General features: G+C 44.9%; 19 protein-coding genes. 8 read left to right on the forward strand and 11 right to left on the reverse strand.

From position 1 onward, the window contains the following. The first annotated feature begins 26 nt into the window (after positions 1-26). Positions 27-179 (forward strand): YoaH family protein, encoded by a 153-nt coding sequence (locus FCU94_RS13455; protein ID WP_176289027.1) that lies wholly within the window; start codon positions 27-29, stop codon positions 177-179. A gap of 537 nt (positions 180-716) precedes the next feature. Further along, positions 717-1,181, forward strand: coding sequence for an ASCH domain-containing protein (locus tag FCU94_RS13460; protein WP_176289028.1), 465 nt, complete (start codon positions 717-719; stop codon positions 1,179-1,181). A 15-nt stretch (positions 1,182-1,196) separates the two neighbouring features. Here the strand turns inward: FCU94_RS13460 and FCU94_RS13465 are convergent, their stop codons facing one another. The 3 genes from FCU94_RS13465 to FCU94_RS13475 form a co-directional block, all read right to left on the reverse strand. Next, entirely contained in the window at positions 1,197-1,481 is a 285-nt protein-coding gene (locus FCU94_RS13465) for a hypothetical protein (protein ID WP_176288828.1), read from the reverse strand. Between the two features lie 416 nt (positions 1,482-1,897). Continuing rightward, positions 1,898-2,209: a stress response translation initiation inhibitor YciH gene (gene yciH / locus FCU94_RS13470; protein WP_176289029.1), complete on the reverse strand. Its 312-nt coding sequence runs from the start codon at positions 2,207-2,209 to the stop codon at positions 1,898-1,900. Between the two features lie 5 nt (positions 2,210-2,214). Next, positions 2,215-2,592: a DUF3319 domain-containing protein gene (locus FCU94_RS13475; protein WP_176289030.1), complete on the reverse strand. Its 378-nt coding sequence runs from the start codon at positions 2,590-2,592 to the stop codon at positions 2,215-2,217. A 98-nt stretch (positions 2,593-2,690) separates the two neighbouring features. Here FCU94_RS13475 and FCU94_RS13480 point away from each other — a divergent pair, with 98 nt between their 5' ends. After that, entirely contained in the window at positions 2,691-3,647 is a 957-nt protein-coding gene (locus FCU94_RS13480) for a tyrosine-type recombinase/integrase (RefSeq protein ID WP_176289031.1), read from the forward strand. Here FCU94_RS13480 and FCU94_RS13485 read toward each other — a convergent pair. After that, on the reverse strand, positions 3,644-4,636 hold the full coding sequence (locus FCU94_RS13485; RefSeq protein ID WP_176289032.1) for a D-alanine--D-alanine ligase: 993 nt from the start codon (positions 4,634-4,636) through the stop codon (positions 3,644-3,646). The two genes, FCU94_RS13480 and FCU94_RS13485, sit on opposite strands and share 4 nt — an antisense overlap. Before the next feature lie 151 nt (positions 4,637-4,787). Further along, positions 4,788-5,354 carry an SPOR domain-containing protein gene (locus FCU94_RS13490; RefSeq protein ID WP_176289033.1) on the reverse strand — a complete coding sequence of 189 codons (567 nt, stop codon included), beginning with the start codon at positions 5,352-5,354 and terminating at the stop codon, positions 4,788-4,790. Positions 5,355-5,572: 218 nt separating this feature from the next. On the opposite strand from FCU94_RS13490, the gene FCU94_RS13495 reads away from it, so the two are divergent. Then, positions 5,573-8,257, forward strand: coding sequence for a bifunctional acetate--CoA ligase family protein/GNAT family N-acetyltransferase (locus FCU94_RS13495; protein ID WP_176289034.1), 2,685 nt, complete (start codon positions 5,573-5,575; stop codon positions 8,255-8,257). A 32-nt stretch (positions 8,258-8,289) separates the two neighbouring features. Here FCU94_RS13495 and FCU94_RS13500 read toward each other — a convergent pair whose 3' ends face one another. Continuing rightward, complete coding sequence (locus tag FCU94_RS13500; protein WP_176289035.1) at positions 8,290-9,186, reverse strand: LysR family transcriptional regulator; 897 nt, start codon at positions 9,184-9,186, stop codon at positions 8,290-8,292. 246 nt (positions 9,187-9,432) lie between these two features. On the opposite strand from FCU94_RS13500, the gene FCU94_RS13505 reads away from it, so the two are divergent. After that, a complete protein-coding gene (locus FCU94_RS13505; RefSeq protein ID WP_176289036.1) occupies positions 9,433-11,571 on the forward strand; it encodes a TonB-dependent hemoglobin/transferrin/lactoferrin family receptor in 2,139 nt (712 codons plus the stop codon). A gap of 446 nt (positions 11,572-12,017) precedes the next feature. Here FCU94_RS13505 and FCU94_RS13510 read toward each other — a convergent pair whose 3' ends face one another. From FCU94_RS13510 to FCU94_RS13525, 4 genes are all read right to left on the reverse strand, one after another. After that, the gene (locus FCU94_RS13510; protein WP_176289037.1) at positions 12,018-12,269 is read right to left on the reverse strand and encodes a hypothetical protein; all 252 of its coding nucleotides are present in this window, start codon (positions 12,267-12,269) and stop codon (positions 12,018-12,020) included. Next, positions 12,256-13,977 (reverse strand): SgrR family transcriptional regulator, encoded by a 1,722-nt coding sequence (locus FCU94_RS13515; RefSeq protein ID WP_176289038.1) that lies wholly within the window; start codon positions 13,975-13,977, stop codon positions 12,256-12,258. Before FCU94_RS13515 ends, FCU94_RS13510 begins: the two co-directional genes overlap by 14 nt. 76 nt (positions 13,978-14,053) lie before the next feature. Further along, positions 14,054-14,287 (reverse strand): DUF3389 domain-containing protein, encoded by a 234-nt coding sequence (locus FCU94_RS13520; protein ID WP_176289039.1) that lies wholly within the window; start codon positions 14,285-14,287, stop codon positions 14,054-14,056. Next, positions 14,284-14,727 (reverse strand): hotdog fold thioesterase, encoded by a 444-nt coding sequence (locus FCU94_RS13525; protein WP_176289040.1) that lies wholly within the window; start codon positions 14,725-14,727, stop codon positions 14,284-14,286. The genes FCU94_RS13520 and FCU94_RS13525 overlap by 4 nt, the downstream gene beginning before the upstream one ends. Before the next feature lie 88 nt (positions 14,728-14,815). Between FCU94_RS13525 and FCU94_RS13530 the strand changes: the two genes are divergently transcribed. Both FCU94_RS13530 and FCU94_RS13535 read left to right on the forward strand, forming a co-directional pair. Then, a complete protein-coding gene (locus tag FCU94_RS13530) occupies positions 14,816-15,601 on the forward strand; it encodes a M48 family metallopeptidase (protein WP_176289041.1) in 786 nt (261 codons plus the stop codon). A gap of 222 nt (positions 15,602-15,823) precedes the next feature. Next, positions 15,824-17,602 (forward strand): choice-of-anchor I family protein, encoded by a 1,779-nt coding sequence (locus tag FCU94_RS13535; protein ID WP_176289042.1) that lies wholly within the window; start codon positions 15,824-15,826, stop codon positions 17,600-17,602. A 131-nt stretch (positions 17,603-17,733) separates the two neighbouring features. On the opposite strand, the gene FCU94_RS13540 is transcribed toward FCU94_RS13535, so the two are convergent. After that, complete coding sequence (locus FCU94_RS13540; protein WP_176289043.1) at positions 17,734-18,816, reverse strand: site-2 protease family protein; 1,083 nt, start codon at positions 18,814-18,816, stop codon at positions 17,734-17,736. A 264-nt stretch (positions 18,817-19,080) separates the two neighbouring features. On the opposite strand from FCU94_RS13540, the gene FCU94_RS13545 reads away from it, so the two are divergent. After that, positions 19,081-19,638, forward strand: a complete 558-nt coding sequence (locus tag FCU94_RS13545) for a PhnA domain-containing protein (protein WP_176289044.1) — start codon at positions 19,081-19,083, stop codon at positions 19,636-19,638. The last annotated feature ends 58 nt before the right edge of the window (positions 19,639-19,696 follow it).

The raw sequence follows: 19,696 nt of genomic DNA on the forward strand, positions 1-19,696 counted from the left end.
CTCCTACTTGTTTAGGAGCCTTTTTTATGTTCGATGATTTACCACCCCTCTCTCACGAAGAGCAGCAAAAAGCTGTAGAAGTTATTCAACGTTTAATGGCAGAGGGGATGAGTACCGCACAAGCAATCAAAGTAGTTGCTGAGCAAATTCGAGAACAGGCGGCGAAGCAGCAGCAGTAAATACACACACGGATACGATTAAAGAGCGCAATAGCGCTCTTTTTTTTCAACCAAGTGCACTATAACTAATCACAACTTAGAGAATAGAATTAAACCAGCATGAGGGTTCTAAAAGACAAGCAGAAACTCAAAACTATAATTCGTATAGGATAGGGCGGTGGCATTAACGCATCCTAATCGGTATAGCTATAAAAGACGTTAAAACAGAGACTTACATTAGTTGAATGTGCTACCCAATACCGTTCTGTTACGGGAGTTGTAATTTTATTACAACACTGAAAGTTGTGAATGAGCGCGCACTGCTCGAGGTAGTATTTTATCCTGCGTGGTGATGGTGTAACAAATATCAAAACTAAGGGTGTCAGTTCAGTGACATAGCCAGTGTTATACACGCTATGCAGTTCCAAATAATACCTCTCCTGATATGATCAATGGTGTTGTATAGACACGTTGATGATGTCCACGAGAATGGAGCCGGTCTTTATAGACCGTCATAGTTTAAGCGTGGTGACAATGTCACTTTATAGGAAGGTAATAATGAAATCAGAACACAAGCGTTATTTAGAGCGCTACACATCGCTGCTGTCCGAGCATCAACTCGCCGAAATACCTGACACTATTGCAGAGTATTTTTGTGCCGATGAATACAACGCTAACGAATGTGCTCGCTTGGTAAGTGCTGGGATTAAACGAGCCTCTTGCAGTTTAAAAGCTGCTTATGATATCGAGCAAGAGCCGATGCCCAAAGTAGGCCGTCTTACTGTCGTACTCGATTGGAATGAAAAACCAGTATGTATTGTCAGATTAACCGAGGTTTCTTATTGCCCATTTAACCTAGTGCCTGAGGAGTTCGCAAAGCTTGAAGGTGAGGGAGATGGTAGCTATCAGTGGTGGTACAATGCACATCTCGAGTTTTTTACTAAGTACGCTGAATCCATCGGTACAACGTTTTCGCTAGACGATGAACTCGTATTGGAGCGGTTTGAGAAGGTATATCCATAGCGTAAAGATGTACAGTTATTCAACTGTGACCTGGTAACGCAATGTGTCTGGATAAGCGTCTAGCCAAAGAACACGATCGATATTTTGAGTCATCGATTCAAGTATCGTCTCTACACCAGCTTGGTATTCACAGCACATTGCATGTACAACGGTCTCATCGGTGAGTGTCGAATTGTCGATTCGTGTAAAGGTTTTGCTATAGGTGTTCTTAACAGCTTCATCAGCGCTGTTCGCCTTAACTAGATAATAGCTCTTCCAGTCAGTAACGCTAAATAGCTTCAAATCTTCTTTCTGGGTCATGTTAATACCTTCTAATACTATTCAAGCTCAGCAGCATAACCAAAGGGGCTATAGAATAAAGCGATAACTCTAATCTAGTCTGCACAATTCGACTCATACGACAAAACTGAGCCTTGTATTTACGCTACTACGAATTTGAGCAAATCTAATCGACAGCGGCAACGTGTCGTATTTGAGCGCAGAATGGACATTTTATAGTTATCTAAACCGTATATTACTAAACTTCACTCATACCTATAGTGCGTATTATCTATCTTATGTTAAATATTTAACGAAATGATAAAGAGCGCCAAAGCGCTCTATTACAAATTTGCTCGACTAGGTTCAATGTAACCAACTCATTAAACATAAGCATTTACCATAAAATACCTAATAATCAGTTTGTTAATCAGAGATTGCCAAACCAATGATTAGGCTTAGCCTCCAGCAAGTTTTACTGTGTAGCCTTTCTTTTCTAGCAATTGTTTAATTTTATCACGCGCGTCACCTTGAATTTCAATGGTTCCGTCTTTCACCGAGCCACCACAGCCGCACACTTTTTTTAGCTCCGCTGCGAGTAGCTTGAGCGGCGCATCGTCAAGATCTAACCCTGTGACAATACAAACGCCTTTACCTTTGCGTCCTTTCGTTTGGCGTTGGATACGGACTGTGCCGTCACCTTTTTCGCGCTGTGGTTTGTGTTCTTCAGGTTTAATACGACCTACATCAGTGCTATATACAAGAGTCATATAATTTACTTCTTCTGTTGCTGTTCTGCTTTCTGTTTGGCAACCAAGTATGCCTCTATGTGCTTCTGGATGGCAAGCTTTCCACCTTTAATGAGTCTCCCATTAAAGAAACAATACCAAGCGTTTGCATCGCCGGTGTCGTTTTTAATTGTGTAGCCGTGGAAATTTTCTTGTGAGGGGTGTCCGTCGCCCTTTTTGGCGTGATCTAACGAGCTAAACTCTTTAGGGTCGATGATGGTCGCAGTGTCGCAAAACCAGTCGATACTTTTTTTGACTGCGGCCATATTTCCAGACAGTACATGGTTTTTAATTTGAACTTGCCAAATTTCAGTCGAATTCCCAGCAGTTTTGAGGTGGAAACCTCGGTAAGTCGCAGCAGCCATAAGCATATATCTTTTTAATTAGTTAGTTTTAATAATAATTGTAAATCGCTCATTATCAAGTATATTTAGTTTGAGTTTTTTGGTTATAGTGCGTATCAATGAGAAAAAATGTTCGTGTCATCACATGTGATGCTGCTCGCAAGCTAGCTATCGGCAGGTTTAATAGTTTGGTGGACTTAGAAGATTTTCGCGATCTTACTGATAACCAGTATTCGCATAACTCGTTGCTGGCAATGCGCAAAGATTGGAATTTGTTTGTCCAATTTTGCGTCAGTAAACATGTCTCTGCACTCCCCGCTTCAGCGACCGCAGTAAGGCTATTTCTCGAGCGAGAATCCAAACAGAGAAAATATGCCACGCTAAAACGTTACGCTGTCACTGTATCTTTGGTCCATAAACTGGTTTCTTACTCTGACCCGACATCAACGACTGTTGTGCGCACGCTGCTTGCTCAACTCCGTTTAGAAAAAAAACTCGACGCCAACAGCACTACTCCATTCTCACGCCAGCACTTAGATAAATTGACCAACATGTTAGCGTTGTCGTCCAGCCCATTAGAAATCAGAAATCTTGCGATCTATCACCTTATGTTTGAATGTCTACTCAAGCGTGTTGAGTTAAAAAGGCTACGTTTTGAGGATCTCTCACTTGCCCAAGGAGAAACTACCATGAGGCTCGGTGATAACCGCTACCCCCTTTCTCTTTCTGCTCGGTTATATTTAGACAAATGGTTGCAACTGCGTGGCTATGCAAACGGGCCGCTGTTTTCCGCGATTGACAAGTACGGTAACGTCAGTTGCGCTTCCCTTGATGATTCATCCATTTACCGTATTTTGCGCACCGCCAGTGATAAGTTAAAGCTCGACGTGAAGTTTTCGGGTCAGTCACTGCGTGTGGGTGCAGTGGCAGAGATGGCGTCGCAAGGGGTTAAAGTTAAAGATATTCAACAATACGGCCGCTGGCAAAGCGCTGCTATGCCCTATCAATACCTTGGCAATCGAGCGCAAGCAGCGGCTGAAAGATTCGTTTTTAAAACGTTTAAACCGTGGAACTAAAGTGAGCGACGTACACAGTCGGCTAGAAACTCAGAAAAACTATGACCATTGTTCATCACCATCTTAGGGAACATGGAGATCGGCGTCATACCGGGAAAGGTGTTGACCTCATTTAGGTATATATCGCCTTGTGGCGTTAGGAAGAAATCGATACGCGACAAATGACGCAAACGCATCTGAGTAAATACTTTTTCAGAACTTTCGCGAATAATGTTGAGTTGTTCTTCGGTCAGGTTCGACGCTTCAATCTCTGTTTTAGAGTGGCTAGTTGAACTGTACTTTTCTTCGTAGCTGTAGAAAGCATCTTCCGGAGCGATTACCTCACCAGGTTTAGTAATGTGGAGCTCACCGTTAAACTGATAAGCAGCTACTTCAAGCTCGCGTGGTTTCACCGCTTGCTCTACTAAAACTTGATCAGAGTATCCGAATGCATTGTCGAGAGCAGTTTTTAGCTGGTCAATATCAGTTACCTTGTAACACCCTACCGAAGAACCTTGTCTTGCTGCCTTAACAAAAATATTGCCCCATTTTTCGAAAGCCTGTTTGCTTTGTTGATATGCCGCTTCGTTATTTTCCGATAGGAAAATATATGGCGTGTTGGGTATATCAAGCGCGTCATACCATAGCTTTGATGTGATTTTGTTGAAACTATTAGTACTTGCCTCTGGCCCGCAGCCTAAATAAGGGATTCCGGATAATTCCAACATGGATTGGATGTTGCCAGTTTCGCCTGGGAAGCCATGAATACATGGCACGACGAAATCTAACTTCACCGAACGACTATCGGTATTGATCGTGCCTGAATTGGTATCGAGATAAGCAAGTTCACCATTAGCGGTGTACCAACCGTCAGATTTCATTTCAACACGAATGACATCAAATTCGGCGGTTAATGAAAGCTGAGATTGTAGGAAATCAGCTGAGACCAAAGAAACTTCGTGCTCAGAAGAGCCACCGCCGCATAGCAGCAAGATTGTCGTATTTGTCATTAAAAGATCTTTCCATGATACAACAGGAGAAATGTTGTCCCAATCATAATAGAAACTATGTCGAGTTACACGAGTTCGAACGAATAATTGGTGAACACTTGATTAAGTGTACAACGAGTAGACAATAAAAAAGGGCTTACGCCCCTTTTTATTAATTGAGTTTGTTCAATGTTGGGTATTGAGAGTTCTTAATGGCATCAATACTCTTAACGAAAGGTTTTAAATCTTGGAACTCAGTTGGGAGCTCATTGATAGCGGCCTTCGCGTCAGAACGTGTCGCGTAGTCTCCATAAAGCACAGTGTACCATTTGGTTCCATTGACAACTTTGTAGTTTTCCCAAATCGGTTGATTATCTCTAGGTAACTTACGAGCAAAGTGGTCGACTTTCGTTTGTGAGCCAACTGCCACAACCTGAATTGTAAAGCCGTAGCGCGGATTCATCGCTTTTTGCTTTGCCGTAGGTGGAATAATTGTCACCGCTGGCTTCGCTTTAGGTTGAACCTTAGTCATAGGCTCAGAAGACATGGTTACCATTTTAGGCTGCACGTTGTCTTCAACGATAGCGCTGGTCGTTCCTTGCTGTGAAACAACGGGTTGTTCAACCTTCGCTGTTTTGTAATCCTCACGATAACTTTCTGAACTTACGTCTGTTACGTAGTCGCTTGATACACAAGCAGAAAGCACCACTGATAAGCCAACAATCGCTACTTTTTTCATGAACTCTTCAAATGCCTTTACTAGAAATTACTGTAAATCATGCCGTTTGCTCGGCGGATAATCAACCCGACATTTTAATTATATATCAATACTCTGTGACAAATGACACAAAGTTTGGTTCAACCTCAGTGATCTGATTAAAAGTACATCGAAATCAGTGAGAATTCTTTGATTGGGTTGGTTAGGATAATGAGTATCTGCCTTGCAGGAGTCACTGTATGAGTCAACTCAATCATCTGTTAAAACCCCGTTCCGTTGCCGTTATCGGCGCATCGTCTAGACCGATGCGCGCCGGCAATATCGTTATGAAGAACTTACTTCATGGTGGGTTTGAAGGCGCGATTATGCCTGTCACACCGAAATACGACGCCGTCTGTGGTGTGCTTGCCTATTCGTCGATCGAACATCTGCCCATTGTCCCAGATGTCGCCATCTTGTGTACACAGGCCAAATACAACCAACGTATTTTCACCCAGCTCGCTGAAAAGCAAGTTAAAACAGTGATTGTACTCTCTGCCGATATGCACCTAGCCAACGACGAAGGCGAAAGCATTCAATCGGCCTGTTTGGCCATCGCTAAGCAAAGTGGCATGCGAATTCTTGGCCCTAACAGTCTTGGTTTGATTTTACCGTGGGCAAACTTCAATGCTTCTTTTTCGCCGGTAACAGCAGATAAAGGAAAAATAGCCTTTATCTCCCAATCTGCCGCGATGTGTACCACGATCTTGGATTGGGCCAACGACAAAAACATCGGCTTTTCTGCCTTTATATCGCTAGGTAATGCGCTCGATGTTGACTTTGCTGATCTGCTCGACAAGTTAAGCACCGACACTAATACAGAGTCTATCTTGTTGTATGTCGATACCATTAAAGACGCGCGGCGCTTTATGTCAGCAGCCCGAGCGGCGTCGCGCAACCGAAGGATTTTGGTGCTTAAAGGTGGACGGACCCACGCAGGTCGGTTGGCCGCCCAAGCGCATACCGGTGGTGATAACACGCTAGATATCATTTATGACTCCGCCATACGCCGGACAGGTATGCTGCGTGTTAACAATTCTCATGAACTCTTTGCAGCAGTTGAAACACTCACCCATTCTGTACCACTGCGCGGAGAGAGATTGGCGATTATCACTAACGGAGGCGGACCTGCCATTATGGCGGTGGATACCTTACTTGAACGAGGCGGGAAACTTGCCGAGCTGTCTCAGACGACATTAGATGCGCTCAGCGACATTTTACCCGTGAGTTGGAGCCATAATAACCCCATCGACATGGTAGGTGATGCCGATCATCACCGCTATGTGAATACACTCAACGCGCTGATGGACACAGATTGTGCAGATGCAATATTAATTATGCACAGCCCGTCTGCTGTTGCGCATTCTGAACAAACCGCGCGCTCCATCGTTGAAGCTATCAAGGCTCACCCAAGACACAAGCGATTCAACTTCCTGACAAACTGGTCTGGTGAACTCACCGCAAAACCCGCGCGCGATATATTTACTCAAGCAGGCATTCCGACTTATCGCACCCCTGAAAGCGCCGTGGTCGCATTCATGCACTTGGTCGAATATAGGCGCAATCAAAAACATTTGATGGAAACCCCCACAACTGCAGAACCTGTACATATCACCGAACTCAACGAAGCCAAAAACTGGATTGCAGAAAAACTACTGGACAAAAACACAGTCTCCCTTGATACCCACCAAATTGGACCATTTTTACGCTGTTTTGACTTTAATGTTTTGCCAACTTGGATCGCTTCCGATTCGAGTGAAGCGGTTCATGTTGCCGAGCAAATTGGCTATCCGGTGGCTGTCAAACTCCGTTCCCCTGATATTGCGCACAAATCTGATGTACAAGGGGTGATGTTAAACCTGCGTAACAGTAACGAGGTCGCGAGTGCTGCTGAAGCGATTCTAGATCGCACTAAGTTATCTTATCCTTCTGCGAATATTCACGGTTTATTGGTTCAAGGTATGGCCAAGTTAGCTGGAGGAGAAGAAATTCGAATCAAGGTGATCACCGATGAAACTTTTGGCCCGGTCATTTTGATCGGCCAAGGCGGCTCCGAGTGGGATGAATCTCTTGATGCCGCGTCTGCTTTACCACCGCTAAATATGGCACTGGCGCGCTATCTCATTGTAAGAGCGATTAAAAATGGAAAGATTCGATTGCAGAAACTCCCAGAACCTATGGATATTCATGGATTGTCTGAGCTGCTAGTTCGTATATCGCAAATGGTAGTCGACTGCCCTCAAGTTCATGAGCTGGATATACACCCAGTGCTTGCAAATGGTGCCACGTTTACCATTCTCGATGCTGATCTGGTGCTCAAGCGGTACGATGGGGATGCGCAGCAACGTCTGGCGATTCGACCATACCCGGTTGAGTATGAAGAATTGATCACGCTTCGCGATGGTGAGGAAGTATTGCTCAGGCCTATCTTGCCAGAAGATGAACCTCATCATGCCGACTTTATCCATAACGTATCGAAAGAAGATCTCTATAAACGCTTTTTCACCGATGTTGGTGAGTTTAATCACGAAGCATTGGCCAACTTGACCCAAATTGACTATGACCGTGAAATGGCTTTTGTTGCGGTAAGCCAGTCTCGTCCTGGTAGCCCCATTATCGGAGTTTCGAGAGCGTTAATAAATCATGATAATACCGACGCTGAGTTTGCGATTTTGATTCGTTCCGACTTGAAGGGGAATGGGTTAGGAAAAGTATTGATGAACAAAATCATTCAATACTGTCGCCACAAAGGCACGGCACAAATGTCTGGAATGACCATGCCCTCTAACCGCGGCATGCTAATGTTAGCGCAAAAACTTGGTTTTAAGCTTGACGTTCAGTTCGAAGACGGGGTGGCAGATATGGTATTGCCACTTAACAAGTGAGTATGAAAAGGGAGCCTTATGGCTCCCTTCTACTAAACTAGCGCGTTGGCTTTCCAGGTTTTCATCAAATATTGAATACACCATGATTTTGCTTCGCCAATTTTATTGCGCTTCCAAGCCAGAATGATGTCCATTTTCATGGGAGGCGCATCGCTAATCGGTTGAAGTTTACCTTCATTTATCAACTGCTGCGCCCGCTGTTTGGGCAGGGTACCAATACCAAGTCCCGAGGTTAACGCATCCACTTTCGCACTGAAATTGGTTACGGTCAGTCGTGGCTGACGCTGAGTAATATTAACACTGATCGCTGGCTGCTCTCGTGCGGTATCGGCGATAGCAATCACGCGATATTTTTCACGCGCTTTATCATCAAATTCGCCATTTCGTTTATGCACATAATGATCCGTTGCTGCAACCCAGACCATTTCCATACTGCCAATCACTTCCGCTTTGACATCTTGAGGCAAAGTATCAAGCTTAGGACACACCAACAGGTCGGCTCGGCCACTGTTTAATGACTCCCAACACCCTGCGAGGATCTCCTCTTGTAGTTTGACCCGAGTTGAACTGACATTGCTTAAGTCCGTAACGAGTTGAAAAAAATTGCTGATTGGAATAATTCCATCGTACGCCAAAGTAATATCCAGCTCCCAGCCATTGGCAAGTACACTGGCATCATTAACCAATTTTTCAGTCGCACTTAATATCGAACGCCCGCGCTCCAAAATCAGTTGGCCCGCTTCAGTGAAGTTCGCCTTGTGCCCAGAGCGATCGAAAATCATTATATCGAGCTCTTGTTCAAGTTTCTGGATCTGGTAACTGAGTGAAGATGGCGCCCTATCGAGCTCGTTGGCCGCCGCCGCGAAACTTCCTCTGCGATCTATCGCATCAAGAATATGTAACGCTTCCAACGTAATTGGACTTTGCAAATGCCTTCCCTCCAAGATTTATTGTGATTTAAATCACACTATAGCTACGCGTTTGATTTTTTAAGACTGACAGAAACATTCTCTATCTATCTAATAAATAGAGTATTTTTCTTTCAGTGGTCAGATAACTAGCAAAATAATCAATAAACACGCAAATGCAAATGATAGTAATTATTATTTAGATCAAATAAAATGCCGCCCATCCTAAGAACAACGAATATGGATTAAGGATTAAGGTAGCTCATAATGTACAATCGCTCACTATTGTCAGCATCAATTGTTTTTGCTTTGACGTCAACCGCATACGCTCAAGACTATGCCCTTTTTGATGAAGTTGTTGTTTCTGCAACTCGTACAGAACAAAACAAATCAGACGTTAGCTCTTCTATAGAAAAGGTTTCATCTGAAGATATCGACAACGCGCTTTCAACAGACGTAAAGCAAGCGCTTAAATATACGCCCGGTGTTAATGCTCAAGGTTCAGGTCGTTTCGGCATTTCTGGTTTTAATATTCGCGGGATGGAAAACAGTCGCGTTAAGGTTATGGTTGATGACGTTCAGCAGCCAGTCCCCTACAACCCTGGCGCTTCAGAACAACGTAAATATCCTAACAATATCGAAATTGATACCCTACAAGCAATCGAAGTCAACAAAGGGCCTTCCTCTACGCTATACGGTTCAGATGCGCTAGGTGGTGTGGTGCTCTTTCGCACTAAGAACCCAGAAGATGTGTTAATCACCGATGGTGATGAACACAGATTTGGTATCAAAAGCAGCTATTCGTCAGTCAACGAGGAGTTTAAAAACACCCTAACTTGGGCAATGCGTCAAGACAAATTAGAAACCCTACTCATAGCTACTTACGCAGATGGACAAGAAACGCAAACACACGGTTCAGGTTCAGACGTTGAAGGTCCAGATCGCGGCGCGGCTAACCCAGCAGATAGTGAGCTAGGTAACTTGCTGGGGAAAGTTTTTTATCAAGCGAACGATTATCATAAATTAGGCATCACGGTTGAATACTTCAACAAACAATACGATGAAGACGAGCTTAACTATAACGGTCATTCGATGTCACCCATGTTTACCTATACTGACAACTTCAACGAAGATACCAACGAACGCTTAAGAATTGGCTTTGAACATGAATGGTTATTAGCAACGGCGATCACCGACAAAGTTGATTGGTCGATTAACTACCAAGATTCGAGCTCATTGTCTAAAAACTACGATACGACACCATACTATGGCAAACGCATGCGTGAACGTGATTCAAGCGATCAATCGATTCAAATCAATGCGCAAGCGTCTAAACTGGCTGAACTAGCATCAACTGCGCATGAGTTTACCTACGGTATGAACTATGTTTCGACCAAATTTAGTTTAGACAATACCGATTATAAATTTGACCAAGGCACTTCCGGCCCAGGTAGTACCGGGATCCCTGATGCTGATCTCCTTCAGTGGGGTGTGTTCCTTCAAGATCAAGCCTATTTCTTAGACGACGCGTTGGTGATGACAGCAGGTGCACGTTACGATGCATTCAGTGCAAAGCCTAAGACGGATGAGGGTTACACAACAGAATACGATAAAAACCAAGACAGTGCATTAACGGGCAAACTTGGCGCCGTTTACCACCTGAACGACAAGCTATCGCTATTTGGCCAAATCAGCCAAGGCTTCAAGGCTCCTACCGTTTACGACTTGTACTACTTCTACAATCACGGTGCCATTATTGAGGCGAATCCTGACCTAAAATCTGAAAAGAGTGTCTCTTATGAAGCGGGTCTACGTGGTCAAAATGACAGTGCTAAATTCGAGCTGACAACGTTTTTCTCTGATTACAAAGATTTCATCGTCCAAGAGAAAACAGGCGAACAAGGTGGCAAAGATGTCATTTCCAAGAAGAACCTCGACGAAGTTGAGATCTTCGGTGCTGAGTTCAGCTCAACGATTCTCATGGACAAGGCATTTAACGCACCGCAAGGGGTCTACACTCGCCTAGCGATTGCATATGCTGACGGTGAAGATAAGCAAACCGGCAAGGCATTAGACTCTGTTGCACCACTGACTGCTGATTTCGGTGTTGGTTTAAATCGCGATACTTACGGTGCACTAGCGAACGTTAAGATGGTTGCTCGTAAATCAGATTGGAATAACGATACAAACGTTGATGCCGCGGGTTATACCTTGGTGGACCTAACAGCTTACTACCGTCCAATGCAAGATTTAACGCTGCGCGCAGGCTTGTTTAATGCACTCGATAAAAAATACTGGCTATTCGACGACCTTTCTGGCCACGATGCAACAGGTGAGACGTTTAGTATCGACTCGAAGAGCCAACCGGGTCGAAACTGGGGTGTTTCAGTTGACTACCAATTCTAATTTAAACACATAAAACAAAAAGCCAGCGACAACGCTGGCTTTTCTATACTTAACTATAATTACTTAACATTTACAGTTGGTTAGATACAAAAAAACTCCAGTTAAGGAGCTTTTTTTAGCACGAATTCATCAAAAAGTTGAATAAAAATGGGACGAATTGGTGTCTTACTTAGCTGCTGCCATCTCTTTCTTCACCATTACAGCTGCTGAAACGATGAAAGCGATGATAAGACCTAGCTCCATTGTGAACCTCTAAAGTAAAGTTGGAAATACCGAAAAGAAACTGCGGGTATTCTAACACCTTTACAAAACAATGATAGACGTTAACGAGATTTTTACGTTTTTTATCGACTCAGGTCAAAAAAGGTCTGGTATCGCTCATTTTCAACAATTTCTTGTATTGTTTGCCGAGCGACAAAATACCAATTGTTTGTGCTAAATCTGAGCTATTTCATGGTTACCTTTCCGCCGATCATTTTATAAGCGGGGGTTCCTCTAACTAAAGTCTCTCTTGCAAACTCACCGCCACATTTGGGACAAATACACGCTTGTTGAGTAAAGTCTTCGCTGATCCGCTCTTTGAAACACTTTACTAGCGCCCCTTTGCCCCCTTTCCGATACTTGAACAACTGGCTTTTGCACTTCGCACAAAACACATCCACAGTTTTTGTTGGTTGCTTCTTATTAGGTTTCGCCACGTTCACCTCGCGATTCATTGGTCAGCAGTGCAGGTTTGACCCAAACTTGGCTAAAGTCGAACCAACCCAACGCATTGCATTTGGCATTTTGCAAGGCGCCACAGTGATCTTTACTGATCCCTAACCAACAGTGAAACATTGGGATCAATTGTTTTTGTTCGACCAGAGATTTACCCAGTAATTTAGCTGGAAATGGCGCGTTTTCTGTGGCTTGCCACTCTTTAACCACGTGTGACCAATAATCGAAATCTTCACTTCGACTCAATGACTGAATATCGCTGTAGTTGAGTAACCATCCTGCGAGCGCATCGTCTCGATTGGTAGCAATCCCCATAGGTTTGATCCAAATGTCGACCTCTTGAGTGCTTTCGACAGTTAAGTCGTACTTAATAAGTTGAACGCTCAACCCATCTTGCTTAAGGATAGCTTCAATGCATTTGACAAGAGTGGGAAACATGGGGTGCTGCGCATGATAGGCGACTGTGACACTTCGTATGCTAGGTGGCACTGCCTCTCCTTGCCTGGTGTGATGATACCAACCGGGTTTTAAACCGAGCGCTGGTAACACGCCTAAATCCACGATCTTGTCTTGAGGTAATAACTGATAGAGGGCGAGCGAGTTAAGCCTTTGACTGAAATAATTTGCCCACTCATCAGCTGCGGCCAGGCCATTGTTACGATTAAGCAAGAGTAAGGTACTGCCGGGGTCTAGCTCTACCTCGTCACTGTAGTTCACCACATCGGGTTTGATAGGTTTACTCAAACTGGGAAAGACCATAGACGAATATGCTTCATCGATGACCCACACCTCGACGCGATCCAGCAACGGCCGAAAACCAAAATATCCATCAAATGCTTGCAAAACGAGGCGCTTGTCATCATTTTGGATAACTTTATAGGGCCCAGTTCCCACAGGAAAACGGTCAAAGTTCTCTGCCCTACGCTCCTTGGGCAGCACCACTTTGGCGCAAGACTCTGCCAGCAACAGCGCCAACTGATAATCATCTTGGCTAAGATAGACATCGACCACCAGCTGGCCGGGCGACTCAATCCTCTCAATATGCGAGAAAAGCGGTTTATGCTGTAATTGCTCTAGGCAATCTTTGATGATGGCCGTCGTCAGTAAGTCACCGTTATGAAAGCGAACACTAGGACGGATGTAAAATCGCCAATGGCGCGGTGTAAGCATTTCCCACGTGTGGGCCAAATCTGGTTGCAGTGCTTCTTTTTCATCTAGCTGGGTTAAACCGCTAAAAATTTGCCGAGCGATATGGAGCTCCGAACGACGCATCTGTACATTGGGATTGAGATTACTAAGCGGACGATAATAAGGTAAGCGCACAACTTGCTGCCCTTCCTGGTGGACAATGCCAAGGTAAGTTTCGACCACTTGAGCAAGCTTGGCGGTATCATTGTCGAGTACTTTGAGCGCTTGGCCAATCTTTCCTTCATCGAGATAACGGCGAGCAAGGTTCTCGCTTACATCAGAACGACTGCGTTTAAAAATTAACTGAGAGAGCTTGCCGCGTCCTGGCGCTGGATGCCACTCGATCCAACCTTCCTCTTCCATTTTATTGAGAACAATTCGGGCATTACGACGAGTACAAAATAAGATCTCTGTAATGTCTTCAAGTTGTACACCAGAGTCTTGTCCTTTGTAGTGTTCAAACAAGGTTTCAAACTGAACACGTAAACGCGGGCTACTCATAAAGGGGAAATCTCAGTTAAGTTATGATAGAGAGAGTTTCCTCATTTAGTTGGCGACGATCAAGTGTTGTCGAACATTATTGTATATCGATGCCAATTTGTTGGGCGATGTCGCGTAACTGCTGTTCATCATCAAGCTTGATTGACCAAGTGGTTTCGCTGCCATGGGCGGCAATGACATTGGCCCCTCGCCCAATTAGAGAGATGGCATCGATTTGAGACTGGAGCGAGACCATATGAGGCCCAGTCAGCTTCACCACTAACTCATGCGCGGACGCAATCACTTTACCGCCACTGAATGGAATAATCATATCGTACTCGCTTTGGTTTTTTTGTGCTTTTTCACGGCGATAGTCAGCCGACTGGTACAAACGAGCCGTTCACGCTCATCGGTAATGGTGATTTGCCACACTTGAGTTGACACGCCCAAATGGATTGGTGTCGCGGTCCCAATGACTTGTCCAGTGCGCATCGAACGCACATGGTTTGCATTGATATCCAGTCCAACACAATAACTCTCTTTGTCTACACAAAAATTCGCAGCCACCGAGCCTAAGGTTTCCGCCAGCACAACAGAGGCGCCACCATGTAGCATTCCTAATGGTTGATGAGTAAAAGAGCACACTGGCATAGTGGCTGAAATATAGTCTTCACCCACATCGCTATATACGATCTCAAGGTGTTCAATCAAGGTATTGCGAGAGGTTTGATTGAGAAGGTTTAAATCGATCGGTCGTTTCCAAATACTCATATTTGTTCCCGTTATATTCATTTAACAGCGATTGTAACCTAATGTTATGATTAGCCAATTGTCATTTTACTCTGAAATGGAGATTTCAATGCGTGCCTGGCTTAAAATTTCGACTATCGCCGCTTCGATACTGGTGTCTGCGTGCACTTCTTCGCCGACTGGCCGTAATCAGTTGCTGCTGTTTTCCAACGCTGATATGAGCAGTTTGGGCGCTCAATCATTTGAACAAATGAAGCAGCAACAGACCATCAATCAAGACCAAGAAACCAATGCTTATGTTCGCTGCGTCACTCAGGCGATTACCGCCAATGTTGCACCACTCCCGGGTGCTCAAGCTTGGGAAGTGGTGGTGTTTGATAGCGATCAAGTCAACGCATTTGCGCTGCCGGGCGGTAAAATTGGCGTCTATACTGGGCTACTAAACGTTGCAGTGAACGCCGATCAACTAGCGACTGTGATTGGCCATGAAATTGCCCACGTACTGGCAGACCATAGCAACGAGCGTTTATCACAGTCACAACTTGCCAACGCCGGATTGCAGTTGACCAATGTCGCCTTGGGCAGTTCCGAATACGCCCAGTATCGCGGCATGACGATGGCGGCGCTTGGGTTAGGTGTCCAATATGGGGTTCTTATGCCCTATGGGCGCACGCAAGAGTCAGAAGCCGACATTGTCGGACTAGAGCTGATGGCAAAATCAGGTTTTGATCCCTATCAGAGCATCGAACTGTGGAAAAATATGGCAAAAGCCTCGGGCGGTAATCAACCACCGGAGTTACTGTCTACTCACCCATCACACAGTACACGAATTGAAGACTTGGCGAATAAGATCAAAGCACTGCCTAACTACAAGGTGGCTAAGCCCAAGTGTTAAAGGCTCTAAGCCGCTGATCTAAATCCGTGATTGCAGCAATTTTGATGTGACCAACAATCCGATAAACCTCGTTTATCGGATTTTTTATCAGTAAACTCGTATCAGATCGCTATGAAGCCGCTCGTTGTTCAGCTTGACGTAACCTCATTGCAATCAATGTTAAGCTCAATTGTCATATAAGTGCCTTATTTTATTTCACTTATTTTTCATGGAGGAATTAAAGTGAAATATGCAGTTAAGGCTCTCTTGGGCCTAGCCGTCACTAGCCAGCTTATTGCCTGCGTCAGTGCAGACAGACCATCTCACGACCTAAGTATCACCTGTAAAAATAGGGCTGATACCCCAATAGACGTATTGGAGTCAAAAGTTAGTGGTCTTTCTTTGCGAGGGAGTTATGTTTCTGACAGCCCTTTCGATAGCTCAGCGGCTGAAATTGTCAGTTACGATCAATGTTCAGATAGACTCTACGTCGTTAATGCACACGCTAAGCATGTCGACGTTATTGGGTTCGATGACAAAGGGGCACCAACCGGCTCTGGAAGCCTAGATCTGAGCGTTGCCGCAACATCAGCGGGAATTGAGATTGGCGCAGCAAACAGTGTGTCAACATTTGATGGTTTGCTCGCGGTCGCTATCGAAAACAAAATTAAGCAACAGCCTGGTATTATCGCGCTGTTTCGCACCGATACGCTCGAACTGCTCACAACGTACCCGACTGGCGCCCTTCCTGATATGGTTAGCTTCTCCCCGGACGGGCTGATTCTTGCTACTGCCAACGAAGGCGAACCCAACGGTGAATACACCGTCGATCCTGAAGGCAGTGTGACCTTGGTAGACATTCGCGATGGGGTCAACAATCCAACCGTTCATCAAATCACCTTTACCGAGTTCAATCAGGGCCAAGCGAGGCATCATCAACTTAGCTCCAAAGTTAGAGTTTCGGCTCATAGCAAAACGGTGGCACAAGACTTTGAGCCAGAGTACCTCACGTTTGACAACAAAGGTCAGCTGTTTGTTGCGCTACAAGAAAACAACGCCATTGCAGTCATCGATGTCGACACTGCGAGTATCAAATCTGTGCTTGGTCTTGGCGCAAAACATTGGAGTGCCCACACGCTGGACGCGTCCAATAAAGATGGTGTCATTGGCAACCTTATGCCCTATCAAGGCCTTGAAAGCCTATACATGCCAGATTCGATTGATGCGTTCAGCATGGATAATGTCAGCTATTTCGTTAGCGCTAACGAAGGTGACGGCAGAGAGTATGGAATAAAGACCACGCAAGCCCAATGTGACAGTAAAGGGTTCAAATGGGATGGCGACGATTATACGGGCAGCCCGGATTACACCCAAGAAGTGGATTTTTGTATCAGTTATACAGACGAGGTGCGCGGGAAAAAACTTGATGTACCAGACGATCACCCTCTCGCCTCTCAGTTAAAAGACGGCGCAAAGCTCGGTCGAATTAAACTGATTAAACCAGATAACCCGTTACAGGCGGATGATCCTATTACAGGATTTGGCGGACGTTCGTTCTCTATCTGGAATGAACAAGGCGAATTGGTTTTCGATAGCGCAGACGAATTCGCAAAAATTGTCCTCAATGCTGAAACGGAGCATTTTAATAGCAGCAATGATAACAACGACAGTGCAGATGACCGCAGTGACGACAAAGGCGTCGAGCCAGAAGCCATTGAAGTGGCGATGATTGGCAATCGCACCTATGCCTTTATTGGTTTAGAGCGTCAAGGAGGCATCATGGTCTACGACATTACAACCCCAAAAGCCGCCCAATTCATTACTTATGTGAACAACCGCAATTTTGACCAGCCAGTCTGCACGCAAGTCGATGACGGCGATTGTGACAATGACACATATAATCCTCAAGCCGGAGACCTAGGCCCAGAATCGATTCATTACTACACCCGAAACGGCGTGCACTACATTGCGGTGGGTAACGAAGTCAGCGGCACGACTTCGGTTTTTGAGCTTCTATTCTAAACTCAGCCAAACGTGACGAAAGATGTAGAAGAGATAGTCACTGAACACCGCGGTACTTAAGTGAGACTGCCAATAAACCAAAAATCCGATAAACACTGTGTATCGGATTTTTAATCAAAGTTTTTCGAGGCTTAGGTACCTAAAATCATTAACGGCAAGCGAAGCAAGTCGTCTCCGGTCGAGGCAAAGAACCAAATAATCCCGACTAAGCCTGCCACTAAACCCAAGTACCAAATGGTTGCGACCACCTGGCCATATCGGTCTAGAGGTAACAAGTGGCTATGATGCCGACCGCGCCATTCAAACAGTATCTCGGCCATGCCCATGATTAACAGAAAACCGAACAAAGTTAATCCCAGCCAATAACTGAGTAACACACCCCCAGCGGCAGCCAGCGTACAAAGTACGATCCCAGCAAGGCTATTCATAGAAAAACTAATACTTTTCAGCACGTGCCCACCGTCAAGCGGTAAGATAGGCAGTAGATTAAATAAGTTCAGAAATGCGTTGAAAACGGCAAGTCCGGCAAAAAACATCTCACCGCTTATCAGATAAATGACCAGCAAGATCAACGATAAAATGAAGCCAAACATAGGGCCTGCAATGGAGATAACCACATCTTGCCAACGTGTGTTGATCTTTTCATCGCTAAGTGCAAGCCCGCCCAGAAATGGCACGAGATAAATGCCTTTGGTTCTTAGCCCAAAATACTTCATCGCCCGCACATGGCCGTACTCGTGAAACACTAAACAGGCGAGAAGCGCGAGCGCAAACTGAAAGGAAAATAGCCATGAGTAAGCCGCCAAACTGGCTGATGCTAACATTACCTTGATCAATTTGGCGCTTTTTAGTGCTTTCATACCGAGCGACACCAAACCAATCAAGCTAAAGCGCTTTTCTGTGGCGGGAGGAGTAAAAGGGACTTGCTGTTCAATATCTTTAGTGTCGCGACTGCCCTGCTCAATCACTTCGTCATCGACTTGAACTTGGTATCCGAGTTTAAAGGGTTGCCATACTAGCGAAAGCTTAAGTTGGCACACTAGCGGCCTTTCACCAGCCATCAACGTAAACGTATGCTCAACATGTTCACCACGCTCAGAATTTGCATCCAATTGTGACACTAATTGGTTGTCCCAAAACAGTTGCTGCCAACCAGCCATCGAGCCTTCAAGACGCAGCGGTTTGTCAAACAAGTTGATGGAGAGTAGTTCCAACTTTCGACCTATTAAATTGATATAAAGACGATTCTGATTATGCCTATCAAGTCTAAAGAGGTAAAGATAATCAGTTTTTAGTGACGCCGTCACAAACCTTAACATGCTGATAGATAAGTAGTTCAACTAGTACGCAGGCACTAATGCCGTATTTGTATGGTTTTGGAAGCTTAAGTAAGAGTAATTGGGCAAAGCCCTTTATTTTCGTCGGATAAAGTGCATAATATCCCGCTTCAATTACACCCTATAAAATGTGAGTCCATTATGTCTTCTCAAGCTACTATGCTAGAACGCTGCCAATCAAAATGTGAATTGTGTGCTGCTGATGCACCATTAACGGCATACGCTGTTCCTCCGCACAGCCATGTGACAGTGGATTACGGGATCATGGTTTGCGATAAGTGCCTAAGCGAAATCGACGACCCTAAAGATATTAACCACTGGCGTTGCCTAAACGACAGCATGTGGAGCCAAGTTCCACCAGTACAAGTCACGGCTTGGCGTCAACTGACACGACTGAACAGTGAAAGTTGGGCTCAAGACGCGCTAGACATGATGTACATGGAAGAAGAGCAAATGAACTGGGCCATGCAAGGCATGTCTGCTGACGACAAACCATTCGATTGCAACGGCGTTGAACTTAAAAAAGGTGACGACGTAACGGTTATCAAAGACCTACCAGTTAAAGGCACTAACCAAGTCATCAAGCAAGGTACGGTTATCCGTGGTATTAGTATTGGTGACGACCCTAAGCTTGTTTCTGGTAAAGCGAACGGCGGCCAATCTATGTACGTGATCGCTGAATACTGCCGTAAGAAGTAATGATCATCCCATTCAATAAAAACGCTCCTATAAGGAGCGTTTTTTGTTTTGTGGTAGC

This window comes from Vibrio sp. JPW-9-11-11, from assembly GCF_013369335.1.
In the GTDB taxonomy this organism is placed as follows: Bacteria; Pseudomonadota; Gammaproteobacteria; order Enterobacterales; family Vibrionaceae; genus Vibrio.

Coding starts and splice junctions, on each gene's coding strand:
- FCU94_RS13455 (WP_176289027.1), top strand. CDS start 27: ATGTTCGATGATTTACCACCCCTCTCTCACGAAGAGCAGCAAAAAGCT.
- FCU94_RS13460 (WP_176289028.1), top strand. CDS start 717: ATGAAATCAGAACACAAGCGTTATTTAGAGCGCTACACATCGCTGCTG.
- FCU94_RS13465 (WP_176288828.1), bottom strand. CDS start 1,481: ATGACCCAGAAAGAAGATTTGAAGCTATTTAGCGTTACTGACTGGAAG.
- yciH (WP_176289029.1), bottom strand. CDS start 2,209: ATGACTCTTGTATATAGCACTGATGTAGGTCGTATTAAACCTGAAGAA.
- FCU94_RS13475 (WP_176289030.1), bottom strand. CDS start 2,592: ATGGCTGCTGCGACTTACCGAGGTTTCCACCTCAAAACTGCTGGGAAT.
- FCU94_RS13480 (WP_176289031.1), top strand. CDS start 2,691: ATGAGAAAAAATGTTCGTGTCATCACATGTGATGCTGCTCGCAAGCTA.
- FCU94_RS13485 (WP_176289032.1), bottom strand. CDS start 4,636: ATGACAAATACGACAATCTTGCTGCTATGCGGCGGTGGCTCTTCTGAG.
- FCU94_RS13490 (WP_176289033.1), bottom strand. CDS start 5,354: ATGAAAAAAGTAGCGATTGTTGGCTTATCAGTGGTGCTTTCTGCTTGT.
- FCU94_RS13495 (WP_176289034.1), top strand. CDS start 5,573: ATGAGTCAACTCAATCATCTGTTAAAACCCCGTTCCGTTGCCGTTATC.
- FCU94_RS13505 (WP_176289036.1), top strand. CDS start 9,433: ATGTACAATCGCTCACTATTGTCAGCATCAATTGTTTTTGCTTTGACG.
- FCU94_RS13515 (WP_176289038.1), bottom strand. CDS start 13,977: ATGAGTAGCCCGCGTTTACGTGTTCAGTTTGAAACCTTGTTTGAACAC.
- FCU94_RS13520 (WP_176289039.1), bottom strand. CDS start 14,287: ATGATTATTCCATTCAGTGGCGGTAAAGTGATTGCGTCCGCGCATGAG.
- FCU94_RS13525 (WP_176289040.1), bottom strand. CDS start 14,727: ATGAGTATTTGGAAACGACCGATCGATTTAAACCTTCTCAATCAAACC.
- FCU94_RS13530 (WP_176289041.1), top strand. CDS start 14,816: ATGCGTGCCTGGCTTAAAATTTCGACTATCGCCGCTTCGATACTGGTG.
- FCU94_RS13545 (WP_176289044.1), top strand. CDS start 19,081: ATGTCTTCTCAAGCTACTATGCTAGAACGCTGCCAATCAAAATGTGAA.